General features: G+C 43.5%; 18 protein-coding genes. 12 read left to right on the top strand and 6 right to left on the bottom strand.

Annotated elements, in window-relative coordinates; translation table 11 throughout:
* The first annotated feature begins 334 nt into the window (after window positions 1-334).
* From BN161_RS08390 to BN161_RS08365, 6 genes are read left to right on the top strand one after another with little or no spacing between them, the layout of a single operon-like run.
* Complete coding sequence (locus BN161_RS08390; protein WP_044264883.1) at window positions 335-787, top strand: GNAT family N-acetyltransferase; 453 nt, start codon at window positions 335-337, stop codon at window positions 785-787.
* Window positions 788-833: 46 nt separating this feature from the next.
* A complete protein-coding gene (locus tag BN161_RS08385; RefSeq protein ID WP_044264880.1) occupies window positions 834-1253 on the top strand; it encodes a GyrI-like domain-containing protein in 420 nt (139 codons plus the stop codon).
* A 4-nt stretch (window positions 1254-1257) separates the two neighbouring features.
* Entirely contained in the window at window positions 1258-2004 is a 747-nt protein-coding gene (locus BN161_RS08380; RefSeq protein WP_044264877.1) for a GNAT family N-acetyltransferase, read from the top strand.
* A gap of 37 nt (window positions 2005-2041) precedes the next feature.
* Entirely contained in the window at window positions 2042-2317 is a 276-nt protein-coding gene (locus tag BN161_RS08375) for a zinc ribbon domain-containing protein (RefSeq protein ID WP_044264874.1), read from the top strand.
* 35 nt (window positions 2318-2352) lie between these two features.
* Entirely contained in the window at window positions 2353-2907 is a 555-nt protein-coding gene (locus BN161_RS08370; protein ID WP_044264871.1) for a GrpB family protein, read from the top strand.
* 1 nt (window position 2908) lies between these two features.
* Entirely contained in the window at window positions 2909-3217 is a 309-nt protein-coding gene (locus tag BN161_RS08365) for a nitrous oxide-stimulated promoter family protein (protein WP_044264869.1), read from the top strand.
* Between the two features lie 107 nt (window positions 3218-3324).
* Here the strand turns inward: BN161_RS08365 and BN161_RS08360 are convergent, their stop codons facing one another.
* Genes BN161_RS08360 through BN161_RS08350 form a run of 3 tightly spaced genes read right to left on the bottom strand, consistent with a single transcriptional unit; the run spans window position 3325 to window position 5355 of the window.
* Window positions 3325-3789, bottom strand: a complete 465-nt coding sequence (locus tag BN161_RS08360) for a MaoC family dehydratase (RefSeq protein ID WP_007213084.1) — start codon at window positions 3787-3789, stop codon at window positions 3325-3327.
* A gap of 26 nt (window positions 3790-3815) precedes the next feature.
* Window positions 3816-4586: an SDR family oxidoreductase gene (locus BN161_RS08355; protein ID WP_044264867.1), complete on the bottom strand. Its 771-nt coding sequence runs from the start codon at window positions 4584-4586 to the stop codon at window positions 3816-3818.
* A 22-nt stretch (window positions 4587-4608) separates the two neighbouring features.
* Window positions 4609-5355, bottom strand: coding sequence for an SGNH/GDSL hydrolase family protein (locus BN161_RS08350; RefSeq protein WP_044264864.1), 747 nt, complete (start codon window positions 5353-5355; stop codon window positions 4609-4611).
* A gap of 129 nt (window positions 5356-5484) precedes the next feature.
* On the opposite strand from BN161_RS08350, the gene BN161_RS08345 reads away from it, so the two are divergent.
* From BN161_RS08345 to BN161_RS08320, 6 genes are all read left to right on the top strand, one after another.
* Entirely contained in the window at window positions 5485-6342 is an 858-nt protein-coding gene (locus BN161_RS08345) for an ion transporter (protein ID WP_022209091.1), read from the top strand.
* A 55-nt stretch (window positions 6343-6397) separates the two neighbouring features.
* A complete protein-coding gene (locus BN161_RS08340; RefSeq protein WP_044264861.1) occupies window positions 6398-6823 on the top strand; it encodes a secondary thiamine-phosphate synthase enzyme YjbQ in 426 nt (141 codons plus the stop codon).
* Window positions 6824-6828: 5 nt separating this feature from the next.
* Window positions 6829-7290, top strand: coding sequence for a GNAT family N-acetyltransferase (locus BN161_RS08335; protein WP_044264859.1), 462 nt, complete (start codon window positions 6829-6831; stop codon window positions 7288-7290).
* A gap of 10 nt (window positions 7291-7300) precedes the next feature.
* Entirely contained in the window at window positions 7301-8026 is a 726-nt protein-coding gene (locus BN161_RS08330) for an SDR family NAD(P)-dependent oxidoreductase (protein WP_044264857.1), read from the top strand.
* A gap of 83 nt (window positions 8027-8109) precedes the next feature.
* On the top strand, window positions 8110-9090 hold the full coding sequence (locus BN161_RS08325) for a lytic transglycosylase domain-containing protein (protein WP_044264855.1): 981 nt from the start codon (window positions 8110-8112) through the stop codon (window positions 9088-9090).
* Window positions 9091-9290: 200 nt separating this feature from the next.
* On the top strand, window positions 9291-9959 hold the full coding sequence (locus tag BN161_RS08320) for an MgtC/SapB family protein (protein ID WP_044264851.1): 669 nt from the start codon (window positions 9291-9293) through the stop codon (window positions 9957-9959).
* Window positions 9960-9964: 5 nt separating this feature from the next.
* On the opposite strand, the gene BN161_RS08315 is transcribed toward BN161_RS08320, so the two are convergent.
* The 3 genes from BN161_RS08315 to BN161_RS08305 form a co-directional block, all read right to left on the bottom strand.
* On the bottom strand, window positions 9965-10735 hold the full coding sequence (locus BN161_RS08315; protein ID WP_044264850.1) for a TIGR03915 family putative DNA repair protein: 771 nt from the start codon (window positions 10733-10735) through the stop codon (window positions 9965-9967).
* A 14-nt stretch (window positions 10736-10749) separates the two neighbouring features.
* Window positions 10750-12015, bottom strand: coding sequence for a putative DNA modification/repair radical SAM protein (locus BN161_RS08310; RefSeq protein WP_044264936.1), 1266 nt, complete (start codon window positions 12013-12015; stop codon window positions 10750-10752).
* 169 nt (window positions 12016-12184) lie between these two features.
* Window positions 12185-12358: a histone H1 gene (locus tag BN161_RS08305; protein ID WP_007213067.1), complete on the bottom strand. Its 174-nt coding sequence runs from the start codon at window positions 12356-12358 to the stop codon at window positions 12185-12187.
* Window positions 12359-12444 lie beyond the last annotated feature (86 nt).

The following is a 12444-nucleotide window of genomic DNA, read 5'->3' as shown; positions in this document are numbered from 1 at the left end:
CTTATAATGAAGATTTTCTCAACATAAAAAGAAAGTATTCTCAATATAGCGAGAATAACTGAGAATCATAATCTACTGATATTGAGTACATAATCTTCTTACATAGGTTGACTACTTTTAATCTTATCCCCCAAATGAATTGACTTAGAAAACTTGCTCTCGCTAAAAAGCATAGACCATTATCGGGCAACCATAAATTCCTGTACGAAAGAACAGAAATTAATTATAAGTAGCAAATTTCGGAATAATGTTTTTCAACTTGGTAGCAGAATTTGTCTTTCTCATACCAATTGCCTACCTTTGAGGTGATTCAAGAACAACTAAATCTATACGAATGGTAAACATCGTCCCTATTTTAAAGAACAAAAAGGAGTTCCTCGAACTACTGCTACTTGCCGACGAACAAGAGTCCATGATAGATCTCTATCTGGAACGGGGAGAAATGTATGCTCTCTACGACGGCGACTTAAAGACGGCGTGTGTGGTAACAGATGAAGGAAACGGAGTCTATGAAATCAAGAACATCGCCACTTATCCCCACTACCAACGAAAAGGATATGGAAAACGGCTGATAGAATTTCTATTGGAACACTACAAAGATCGTTATCATACACTATTGGTAGGTACAGGAGAAGATACGTACACAGTGGATTTCTACAAACAATGCGGATTTACCTACTCGCACCGCATACCCAACTTTTTTACTGACAACTACGATCACCCCATATATGAAGATGGAAAGCTTCTGAAAGATATGGTTTATCTCAAAATTAGCAAGAATGGATAACTCTTCTTCCGCTGATTTCGCCTACCTTTGCGCCAAAACCTGACAGATGAAGGAAGAAACGACATACGGACATCAGGAATTAATCAACCAGGCTATTGATTATATTCATAACCATTTGCACCAGACATTATCTTCGGAAATGCTGGCAATGGAGATGAACATGTCTGTATATCACTTTCACCGGCTTTTCAAGTCATATCTATCCCTACCATGCATGTGGCGTATTATCGGTCCGCATGGAGAGGAGTCGGGATCCATCGGTAGTTTAACGATAGAGAATGGACCGTATGTAGTTTATACCTATCGGGGAAGTTATAAAGGATTGCTTCGAACTTACACTCATATTTATTCAAAAGAGAAAGAAAGATTGCGAAATGCGCTTTCTTTTGAAGAGTACGTTACGTGGTCGAAAGATCCATCGGAACAAATCACCAAAATCTATATACCCATTCGTCTAAATCAATAAAAGTATGGCATTCATCACACTAACCCCTGAGAACGTAATGAGCGAGCACCTATGTTGCGCCATTGCAGACAAAAAACACCAGACCGGCGTAAACGATAAACGCAACTGGCTGGCAGAGCGTATCAAAGAAGGACACGTCTTCCGCAAACTGGATGCGCAGGGAAAGGTGTTCATCGAGTATGCCCCGTTGGAAAAAGCCTGGGTTCCCGTAACTGGTGATAATTATTTCTATATTTATTGCCTGTGGGTATCCGGCAGTTACAAAGGAAAGGGATACGGAAAGGAATTGTTACAATCGTGCATCGACGACGCAAAAGCGCAAGGAAAATCCGGCATCTGCCTCCTTTCTTCCAAAAAGAAGAAACCTTTCTTATCAGAAAAGAAGTTCATGTTGAAATATGGCTTCAAAGCAGTGGATACCATCAATGACGAATATGAATTATTAGCTCTTTCCTTTGACGGCACCCAACCGCAATTCACATCAAACGTGCGGAAACAGAGTATTGAGGGCAAAGAACTGACCATCTATTACGGTGTGCAATGTCCCTATATCCCCAATTGTATCGAACAGATATACAATTACTGCGAGAACAACCAAATACCTCTCCGGTTGGTAGAGATAGATACTTTGGAGAAAGCTAAACAACTGCCTTGTATCTTTAATAATTGGGCTGTATTCTATAACGGAAAGTTCGAAACAGTGCACCTGTTGAATGAAGGTTTACTGAAAAAATTGCTGCAATTAAAATAAGAATGTATATTTGTACAAACTCTAATTCAAGAAGATTATGGAAATGAAATTTTGCCAAAGTTGCGGAATGCCGCTCACATCTGATGAAGTATGCGGAACAAATGCTGACGGTAGCCTCAGCGTAGATTATTGCACTTACTGCTATCAGCAAGGTAAATTCGCACAAGACTGCACCATGGATGAAATGATAGAACATTGTGCCCAGTTTGTAGAAGAATTCAATAAAGACTCGGAACAGAAGGTAACTAAAGAAGAAGCCATTGCGATGATGAAGCAAGAGTTTCCAAAGCTGAAACGTTGGCAAAAAAACTGATATAACCATCTTTCGCTATACAGATATTATCCGTTATGAAAGAACTAATAAACATGTCCAATGAGGAGTTATGGGAACTCTTCCCCATCATCCTGACCGAACATCAGAAAGATTGGGAAAAATTATACAAACTGGAAGAACAGCAACTCCGTACCATTGTCGGAAAAGACATTGTCCGCATCCGGCATATAGGAAGCACGGCAGTTAAAGATTTGATAGCTAAACCCACAATAGACATTTTATTAGAGATCGACGGAAAAACTAACATCGAAGGATTAATCGTAAAGATTCAAAGTACAGGTTATATCTATACACATCAACCGGAGAACCCTGTACCTCACATGATGTTCATGAAAGGATATACCCCTCAGGGATTCAAGGGGCAAGCCTATCATCTACATGTACGCTATACAGGTGACTGGGATGAGCCGATCTTTTGCCACTATCTTCAATCTCATCCGGCTCTTGCCCATGAGTATGGAGAGTTAAAACTGAAATTAAAACAGGTTTATGAGCATGACAGAGATGCTTATACAAAAGGAAAAACTGAGTTTATCAGACAGGTTGTCCGACTAGCCCGAGAAAAATAATATGTCCCGCATCGAACAGGAAAAACAAACCGTGGAACAAATGATCCGCCTCTACTGCCGGAAGAAAGAGGGGAACGAAACTTTGTGCCCGCAATGCAGGGAAGTGTTGGAATATGCACATGCACGGTTGTCACGTTGTCCATTCGGAGAAAAGAAAGGTACTTGCCGACTCTGTACCATACATTGTTACAAACCGGAGATGCGGGAACGGATGAGAGAAATCATGAGATGGGCAGGACCAAGAATGTTGTTGTATCATCCGATAGCGGCTATCCGGCATTTGTGGCAGGAGTATATTAAGAAGCAATAAAGAATACACCACAGATTACACGGATATTCACAGATTTAATAATGAAGCTTTAGTAAAACTCTTCTTCTTAATCTGTGAATATCCGTGTAATCTATGATGAAAGAATTTTAATTGAAATAATACAAGAACACCGCAATACCGTCAAGCGCCTTCTTCGGTTGGTCTTTTATCTCAATCGTAAATTTAATCTCAGCCTTTGCCACACCGCGCAAGTTTGTCAATGAGTGTAGTTTCGCAACCAAACGAATACTTTGTCCTGACAATACCGCCTGACCGAACTTCATCTGATCCATACCATAATTAACCATCATCTTCAGGTTGTTCACCTCAATAATTTGGTTCCACAAATACGGCAACATAGACAAAGTAAGATAACCATGCGCAATAGTAGTCTTGAAATGGCTCTCTGTTTTAGCACGTTCCGTATCTACATGTATCCACTGATGATCCAACGTAGCATCAGCAAACAGATTGATACGTTCCTGCGAAAGTTCCACATAATCGGAAACCCCAATTTGCTGGCCTACCAGCTTTTCAAAATCCTCATACGAGTTGATAATTACTTTTTCCATTATTCTCTTTTTATATTTAATAGTTTCTACGGTTGATAATCCCAACCATAATCATTATGATAAATCATTAGTTTACTCATGCCTCCGTCAATCGTGATGTTCTCCCCGTTGATAAAGGAGTTCCGTTCGTCACAAAGGAAAAGAACTGCACGGGCTATATCAGCCGGTTCTCCTACCCTTTGCGAGGGATGCTGCATGATATCTCCTTCCGTATATGCCGGCACATAATCCTCTTCATGATAGCTTCCCGTATCAATCCAACCGGGAGCAATAGAATTCACACGGGCAATTCCCGAAAGACTGACCGCAAGCGCATGAGTCAGAGCCGTTATTCCACCTTTGGCTGCCGTATAACTTTCCGTATTGGCCTGCGACTGGAAAACACGGGTAGAAGAAATATTCACAATAGCACCTGCACCACTGAAGTAGTCTTTAAAAGACAGAGCCAGGAAATAAGGAGCCACTACTCCCACACGTTGCACATACAGGAAGTCTTCATACGAACAGTTGCTCAATATACCTCCATTTGTCAGGCAAGCATTATTTATCAGACAGTCGATCTGATCTTCTATGGATAAGACAAAGTCTACAAAATCCCGCAGCGTCTGTTCCTCGGCAATATCTCCGACAAAGCCTGTAACCGAAAGCCCTCTTTCCGACATCTTTCCTTCCGCCAGTTCCACCGCCTCGGGTATCTTATCAATGAAATACACCGTATATCCCGATTCCGCAAACATCTCGACAATGCAACGACCGATACCAGCGGCTCCACCTGTTACTACACATACTTTATTCATACGCTCTTTATTTTTAGGAGAATTACAGCTTTACACATTCTATCCAAAGGTCTGCCATACGCTTATGCCCGGCGGGGGTGGGATGAATTCCATCCCAGATCCAGTATGTATCCTTTGAGGTCGGAATTGTTTTCAAGATTTCATCGAACATCTTGTTGAAAGGAAGATAAACAGCTTCATAATCCTTCGCTACGCGTTTCGCGATCTCCGCACAACGATGTACCAAACTATCACGTTCTGCAAAATCAGCACTCTTACGCATATTTCCGGTATTCACCACAAAAGGGGCGCCCAATACGATCTTTAAATCATGATTAGCTTGCAAAGAGCGATCCAACAACGAACGGTAACGTTTTTCCCAAGCCGCAAAATCGAAAGGTTTTTTCTTGTCACTCTGCAAATAGAAATGTATATCGTTCGTTCCGACCAGAACGGACAGGACATCCGGTTTCATATCAATCACATCCGCCTCCCAACGCTTTTCCAAGTCTTCCAATGTGTTTCCACTGATGCCACGATTGAAAAATTCATATTCTTTTTCCGGATAATTTCCCTGATAATAAGTAGCACACAAATACATATACCCACTGCCGTAGATATGGTTCATGTCCCAAAGAGTACGTTCGGAAGAAGGCTTGGCGGTTCCGCAACTGTTTCCCCAGTTGCCATCCGTTATAGAGTCTCCGATGAACAGTACACGTCGACCACCGGCAGCAGCAGACAGGGCTATGAACAAAATCCCGATGGCAAAGGTTATTATTCGATTCATGGTTGTTTACTTTTAAATCGTGAAAACAGGTAACAAATATACTCCATATTCCAGCAAGTTACAAAAAGTCAAGTACCCTTTTTCTCATTCGGAAAGGTTTTCTTACTTTTGTAACAAACATTGTGACACATGAAACTGAAAGATAAATTCACAGAACTGATGCATAATCAGGCTTTGAAGCGAAAACTATATGTCATCATATTCGAAGCTGACACACCTGCCGGGAAGCTATTCGATGTTACCCTGATCTGGTGCATATTGCTTAGCGTAGGGCTTGTTATCCTGGAAAGCCTGCAAGGATTACCGGTATGGCTGAAAACTCCATTCATTGTTATGGAGTATTTACTGACCGCTTTCTTTACTTTCGAATATATTACCCGATTGTATTGTTCGCCTAAACCTTCCAAATATGCTTTCAGTGCTTTCGGAATCATCGACTTGCTGGCTACACTACCGCTTTATCTAGCTTTCCTATTTCCTGGGGCACGCTATCTGCTTATTATACGGGCATTCCGCCTGATACGGATATTCCGCGTCTTCAAGTTATTCAATTTCTGGATGGAAGGGCAAATGCTGCTGACAGCACTACGAGACAGTAGCAAGAAAATCGCAGTTTTCTTTATGTTTGTGGTTATTCTGGTGATATCTATCGGAACACTGATGTACATGATTGAAGGAGGAAAACCCAATACACAGTTCAGCAATATTCCCAACAGTATTTATTGGGCCTGCGTCACCCTTACCACCGTAGGTTACGGAGATATAACTCCTGTCACCGCCCTGGGGAAATTCCTTTCGGGTTGTGTCATGCTGATAGGTTACACTATTATTGCAGTACCCACCGGCATAGTTTCCGTATCATTGATGAAAAGACATGAAAAGAATGTAGCAAGAGAGTGCCCCAACTGTCACAGGCGAGGACACGAAGAAAGTGCACAGTTCTGTAAGTATTGCGGATCATCACTTGATAAAGCCCCTAAAGAATAGAAAGACTTTCAGACTAAATCATATCGGCAAATAATAACGCATAGAAATATATAAAATGGAACAAAGTTTTGTTACTCAAAAAGAATTTACCCTACGTCCCCGTACACGTGGTTTTCACCTGATAACGGATGAAATAATACGTAACCTGCCGCGTCTGCCGCAAGCCGGAATCTTACATCTGTTCATCAAGCATACCAGCGCCGGGCTTAGCATCAATGAAAATGCTGATCCGGATGTCCAGACTGACATGGAAGCCATCTTCAACCACCTGGTGAAAGAACGGGAACCTTACTACATGCATACTTGCGAAGGAGATGATGACATGCCCGCCCATGCCAAATCGACCCTGACAGGTAATAGTCTCAGCATACCTATCACTGACGGTAGACTGAATATGGGTATCTGGCAAGGTATATACCTCTGTGAATTCCGCAATCGTGGCGGTGGAAGAAAAATAGTAGCAACCGTCATCGGGCAATAGAATATATGAAAACAAACAATCTTCCTACAAATATCTTCGTCGCCACGGAGAAAGATTATCCCGAACTCTCTGAGCTTTGGGAAGCATCCGTACACAGTACGCATCACTTTCTGAGTGAAGAAGATATTCAATATTACAAACCTCTGGTACAGGACGTTTATTTCCCCGCAGTGCAACTCTATATTACAAAGAATAAAGACAACCGCATCAGTGGCTTTCTGGGACTAAGCGACGATTTAATAGAAATGCTGTTTATCCATCCCAACGAACAGGGAAAAGGGTACGGCAAGACATTATTAGAGTTTGCCGTAAACGAACGAGGTTTCCACAAAGTGGATGTCAATGAACAAAATGAACAGGCTTTCCGCTTCTACCGTAACAGGGGCTTTGAAATAATAAGCCGGGATGAAACAGATGCGCAAGGTAAGCCCTTTCCCATCCTGCACATGCAATTAACAAACTACTAATACAGCAATTATGAAACGAGCCATTATTATAGGAGCCACCTCCGGCATAGGAGAAGAAGTTGCCAAACTGCTAATTCAGCAAGGTTGGCACATCGGTATTGCCGGAAGACGGGAAGAAGCATTGGAGAAACTGCAAGCCACCGCCCCCGGACAAATCGAAATTCAACGTCTGGACGTAACAGGTTCGGATGCTCCCACCCTACTGGAGACACTCATCCGGAAGTTAGGTGGCATGGATTTGTTCTTTCTCAGCTCCGGCATAGGTAGCCAGAACCCGGACCTGAAGCCGGAAATAGAACTAAATACCGCCCGTACCAACGTAGAAGGATTCACCCGCATGGTGACCGCCGCCTTCAATCACTTCAAAACCCAAGGAGGTGGGCACATCGCTGTCATCAGTTCCATCGCAGGCACCAAAGGACTGGGCATCGCTCCGGCCTATTCTGCAACGAAATGTTTCCAGAATACTTACATCGAAGCCTTGGCACAACTCTCCCGGATGCAACACTTGAATATCCATTTCACAGACATACGCCCGGGCTTCGTCGCCACGGACTTACTGAAAAGTGGCAAGTTTCCTATGCTGATGCAAGCCAATCAGGTAGCGAAAAGTATCATCCGTGCCCTGAACCGGAAAAAACGGGTCATTGTGATCGACGGCAGATACCGTGTAGTTGTCTTTTTCTGGCGAATGATCCCCCGGTGGTTATGGGAAAGATTGCCTATAAAGAACTAAGATTCGTTGTAAAGACACCATAGTTCTTGCCTCATTCCCGTAAATATTGTATATTCGACCTCGAACCAAACCAACTTTTGAAAATGAAAAAAAACTCAATACATATCCTAATAGTTACCTCAGTTGCTCTATGCGCCGGTGCCGCACTTCCATTTCTGTTTGGGCACAGCACGATAGACCCTGAACAGCAATCCGTTAAATCCGAAGTTCCCTATTGTGTCACCTCCCCTTCCGTACCGGATAAAATCACCTTTGCCGGACAGGAAATTGACCTGACACGCTACGATCATCGTGAACGCATGGACCGCGAACAAATGTCGTTCACCTATATGCACTCCACCACCATGCTTACCATCAAGCGTGCGAACCGCTTCTTTCCCATCATAGAACCCATATTGAAGGAAAACGGTGTACCCGATGATTTCAAATACCTCGCCGTAATAGAGAGTAACCTCAACACCCTTGCCCGCAGTCCGGCAGGAGCAGCCGGAATGTGGCAGTTCATGCAAACTACCGGACGCGAATTCGGTCTTGAAGTAAACCCCAATATCGACGAACGTTATCACGTGGAAAAAGCCACCCGTGCCGCATGCCAGTATCTGAAAGATGCCTACCAAAGATATGGTAACTGGCTCTGCGTAGCCGCTGCCTACAATGGTGGACAAGGCCGCATCTCCTCTGAACTGAAAAAACAGCTCGTAGATCAAGCCGTAGATCTTTGGCTTGTAGAAGAAACTTCCCGTTACATGTTCCGTCTGCTTGCTGCCAAAGCCATCATCAGTAATCCACAGCGCTATGGCTTTTTATTGAAACGGGAACATCTTTACCCAGCCATCCCCCATACAGAGGTCAACGTAACAACGAGTATCGACAATCTGGCACAATTTGCCAAGAGTAAAGGTATTACCTACGCCCAACTGAAGGATGCCAACCCATGGCTGCGCGATAGTTCTTTACAAAACAAAAGCAGACGTACATACGTTCTTAAAATACCGACACAGGCGGGAATGCACTATGATCCAAAAAAGACAGTACCGCATAATAGGGTATGGGTTATAAATTAAGTACTTTTCTTTTATCTTGAGACAAAAGAAAAGATACCAAAAGAAAAACTCAAGGCTGCACTTCCGAGACTACTCCGACACTGCCATTGCCGGAGTAGCTCCGGAGACGTAGCCGGTGCCTCTTTCTTTTTGGTATTTATTTCTTTCGGGGCAAGCCGAAAGAAAAAGTACAGTAACTTAAAACACAGAAAGGAGCTAATATGACATTAGATTTCGATTTCATACTCAGACTATTAGTAGCCGGCATCTTAGGTGCCATCATCGGCCTGGACAGAGAATACCGTGCCAAAGAAGCAGGATATCGTACTCACTTTTTAGTATCGTTGGGCAGTGCCCTCATCATGATTGTTTCCCAATATGGCTTTCAGGACATTATCAAAGAAAACAGCGTCTCGCTGGACCCGAGTCGTGTAGCGGCCCAGGTAGTCAGCGGTATCGGTTTTATCGGTGCCGGTACCATCATATTACAAAAACAGATGGTCAGGGGGCTGACCACTGCTGCCGGAATATGGGCTACAGCAGGCATTGGTCTGGCGGTTGGAGCCGGAATGTATGTAATAGGTATAGCCGCTACCCTGCTCACTCTGGCGGGATTGGAACTGCTCAGCATCCTATTCAAAAGTGTAGGGATGAAAAGCTCCATGATAACATTCTCTACTTCAAACAAGGATATCCTTAAGGAAGTATCCGATCGCTTTAACTCCCGAAATTATATGCTGGTCTCCTACAAAATGGAAAGATTAGGTTCCGGAGATACAGAAAAGTATATAGTGACTATGGTTATCAAATCCAAGCGGAGTAATGACGAAGGGCACATGCTGTCACTGATGCAGGAATGGCCGGACGTGACGGTGGAACAGATAGAATAATCTTATTACCACTTCTCTGTCATGTGTTTCCAGTAACGTACAGGCATATCTTGTTTATGCTTCCGCGGATTTAGCCGTTCTTTGATACAGATGGCTTTAAAGTATGTCTTCCAGAGTTGCTGAAAAAGTTTCTCGTCCTTATCCATCAGGCTTTCGTCCAGCATGCCTGTAAGCAGATGTCCCTCTCGTGAACCTTCTTCAAAGGTGACCTGACGTACTTCTTTCAAATCATAATAGAAGCCATACGCCCGTTTTATGTCGTATATCAGCCAGGGCTGATCGGCAAAACGATCCTTAAAATGATCGATGGCCAGTGGCAGAGCATTCTTTTCCGGTTCTACCGCAGCAAAGAAGGTGCCGTCGGCAGCTTTCTGAAAACGGATAAACTGGAGCATACGAAGACGTTCCCAATCCACCCGCTTCCACATACGCGAGAATTCCAGTACATCCGGATCGGCAAAATTGGTTTCAATGGAACGGGGAGCATCAATCGCCTTACAGATATAGCGGAACAAAAGTATCGGAGTTTCCTGTTCCTCCGCCAGCCAACATTGGGCGAGGCAAGACAGAGCACCGGAAGAAAGTTTCTTCCGCAAACCACGCCATACCCGCTTCGCCTTTTCTTCTTCGGTGATTACCGTGAAAACTTCATCATGAAATAAAGGCAATGGCTCTCCTTCCGGAAACAATGCATCAGGAAAAACACGACGGGAATAAGCTTCAAAAACAGAAGTCAGCAAACCCTCGAAAGTATTATCAAAAACAAATATATTCATGGAAAAGAACTCTCTTAGTCGTGGAAATCAAGCAACAACTGCCTTTCGTCCACTTTCTTTTTGTTCGGTTTCGTTATCAGCAAACTGCGCACTGCTTGCGGAGTCATTTCATTCACTGTCTTCATAGGGAGTTCATGGCAAGTAATAAAATACTGCGCTTTCTTCATCACTACTCCTATCTTCTTCAACTCATAGAAACCTAACTTAGAAAAACGACGGGATGCCACGATCAATCTTGCCGACTTCACTCCGACACCCGGAATACGCAACAGCATCTCATAATCCGCCTGATTGATATCTACCGGAAACTGCTCCGGATGGCGTAAGGCCCACGACAGTTTAGGATCAATCTCCAGATCCAGGTCAGGATATGCATCATCCACAATCTCTTCCACCTTAAACTGATAGAAGCGCATCAACCAATCTGCCTGATACAAGCGGTTTTCACGCACCAGCGGTGGCTGCTTCAGGGCCGGCAGACGAGTATCATACGTATTCACAGAGATATAACCGGAATAATAAACACGCCTCATTGTAGGTCCTTTGTAAAGAGCAGATGAAAGAAAAAGGATATCTTTGTCCGTTTCCGCCGTAGCCCCTACAATCATTTGCGTGCTCTGTCCGGCAGGGGCAAAACGTGGTGCATGGCGGTGTTTCTTCCGTTCCTCCGAACTTTCCAATACGCCTTGCTGAATATAGCGCATCGGCGCATATACACTTTTATGGTCTTTCTCCGGGGCAAGAAGTTTCAGATTCTCCTCTTTCGGTATTTCTACATTGACGCTGAGGCGGTCGGCATACAGACCTGCTTCGTTCACCAGTTCGCGACTGGCACCGGGAATACTTTTCAAATGGATATAACCATTGAAACGATGCACTGTACGCAAGTCTTTTGCCACGCGCACCAGGCGTTCCATGGTATAATCCGGATTCCGCACCACACCACTGCTCAGGAATAATCCTTCTATATAATTGCGGCGATAGAACTCCATCGTCAGATCTACCAACTCGCCGACAGAAAGCGTAGCACGCGGCAAATCATTAGAGCGACGATTGATGCAATATGCACAGTCGTAAATGCAATAGTTCGTCAACATCACCTTCAGCAGTGAAATGCAACGTCCGTCCTCAGCAAAACTATGGCAAATGCCCCAGCCACCGACAGTATTACCCAACATACCGGGTTTGTTGGAACGCACGGTACCGCTGGACGAGCATGAGACGTCATATTTGGCCGACTCCGCCAGTATTTTCAGTTTATTGAGGACGTTTTCATTCATATCCACTACACAACTTATAATTGGGCCAAAATTAGCAATTCGAAGAGAAGGAAACAAATAATGGGAAGTTAAATAATAAAGAACTATTCAGAGTGTCTTCATACCTGTAAAACAAAAAAAGACCGTTCTCCCTGAGACGGTCTTTCAATTTTTTCAGTAAGCGTGCTTATTATTTAGCAGCTTCCAAAGATGCTTTGCGGAATGCTTTCATTGATTTTTCGATTTCCAAAGAAGCCTTACGTGCACGAGTACCGGCAGCTTTATTACCATTTTCAATCTGAGCCTTTGCATCTTTCTCGAATGCTGCATACAATTCAGCAACTTTTTCAACTAATTCTTTCATAATCCTTTTCTTATTAATATTATTCGTTAATAATGTCTGGCAAAAATACACTCTTTCTTGAAATAAATGCAGAAAAACAATATTTT

It is taken from the genome of Bacteroides timonensis (assembly GCF_000513195.1).
GTDB lineage: Bacteria > Bacteroidota > Bacteroidia > Bacteroidales > Bacteroidaceae > Bacteroides > Bacteroides timonensis.
The sequence above is the reverse complement of the archived record's forward strand: the minus strand, read 5'-3'. Positions and strand labels throughout refer to the sequence as shown.

Excerpts from the sequence above, each read along its gene's own strand:
- BN161_RS08375 (WP_044264874.1), top strand. The coding sequence starts at position 2,042 with ATGGAAATGAAATTTTGCCAAAGTTGCGGAATGCCGCTCACATCTGAT.
- BN161_RS08365 (WP_044264869.1), top strand. The coding sequence starts at position 2,909 with ATGTCCCGCATCGAACAGGAAAAACAAACCGTGGAACAAATGATCCGC.
- BN161_RS08350 (WP_044264864.1), bottom strand. The coding sequence starts at position 5,355 with ATGAATCGAATAATAACCTTTGCCATCGGGATTTTGTTCATAGCCCTG.
- BN161_RS08330 (WP_044264857.1), top strand. The coding sequence starts at position 7,301 with ATGAAACGAGCCATTATTATAGGAGCCACCTCCGGCATAGGAGAAGAA.
- BN161_RS08320 (WP_044264851.1), top strand. The coding sequence starts at position 9,291 with ATGACATTAGATTTCGATTTCATACTCAGACTATTAGTAGCCGGCATC.
- BN161_RS08370 (WP_044264871.1), top strand. The coding sequence starts at position 2,353 with ATGAAAGAACTAATAAACATGTCCAATGAGGAGTTATGGGAACTCTTC.
- BN161_RS08315 (WP_044264850.1), bottom strand. The coding sequence starts at position 10,735 with ATGAATATATTTGTTTTTGATAATACTTTCGAGGGTTTGCTGACTTCT.
- BN161_RS08335 (WP_044264859.1), top strand. The coding sequence starts at position 6,829 with ATGAAAACAAACAATCTTCCTACAAATATCTTCGTCGCCACGGAGAAA.
- BN161_RS08310 (WP_044264936.1), bottom strand. The coding sequence starts at position 12,015 with ATGAATGAAAACGTCCTCAATAAACTGAAAATACTGGCGGAGTCGGCC.
- BN161_RS08380 (WP_044264877.1), top strand. The coding sequence starts at position 1,258 with ATGGCATTCATCACACTAACCCCTGAGAACGTAATGAGCGAGCACCTA.
- BN161_RS08355 (WP_044264867.1), bottom strand. The coding sequence starts at position 4,586 with ATGAATAAAGTATGTGTAGTAACAGGTGGAGCCGCTGGTATCGGTCGT.
- BN161_RS08305 (WP_007213067.1), bottom strand. The coding sequence starts at position 12,358 with ATGAAAGAATTAGTTGAAAAAGTTGCTGAATTGTATGCAGCATTCGAG.
- BN161_RS08385 (WP_044264880.1), top strand. The coding sequence starts at position 834 with ATGAAGGAAGAAACGACATACGGACATCAGGAATTAATCAACCAGGCT.
- BN161_RS08340 (WP_044264861.1), top strand. The coding sequence starts at position 6,398 with ATGGAACAAAGTTTTGTTACTCAAAAAGAATTTACCCTACGTCCCCGT.
- BN161_RS08390 (WP_044264883.1), top strand. The coding sequence starts at position 335 with ATGGTAAACATCGTCCCTATTTTAAAGAACAAAAAGGAGTTCCTCGAA.
- BN161_RS08345 (WP_022209091.1), top strand. The coding sequence starts at position 5,485 with ATGAAACTGAAAGATAAATTCACAGAACTGATGCATAATCAGGCTTTG.
- BN161_RS08325 (WP_044264855.1), top strand. The coding sequence starts at position 8,110 with ATGAAAAAAAACTCAATACATATCCTAATAGTTACCTCAGTTGCTCTA.
- BN161_RS08360 (WP_007213084.1), bottom strand. The coding sequence starts at position 3,789 with ATGGAAAAAGTAATTATCAACTCGTATGAGGATTTTGAAAAGCTGGTA.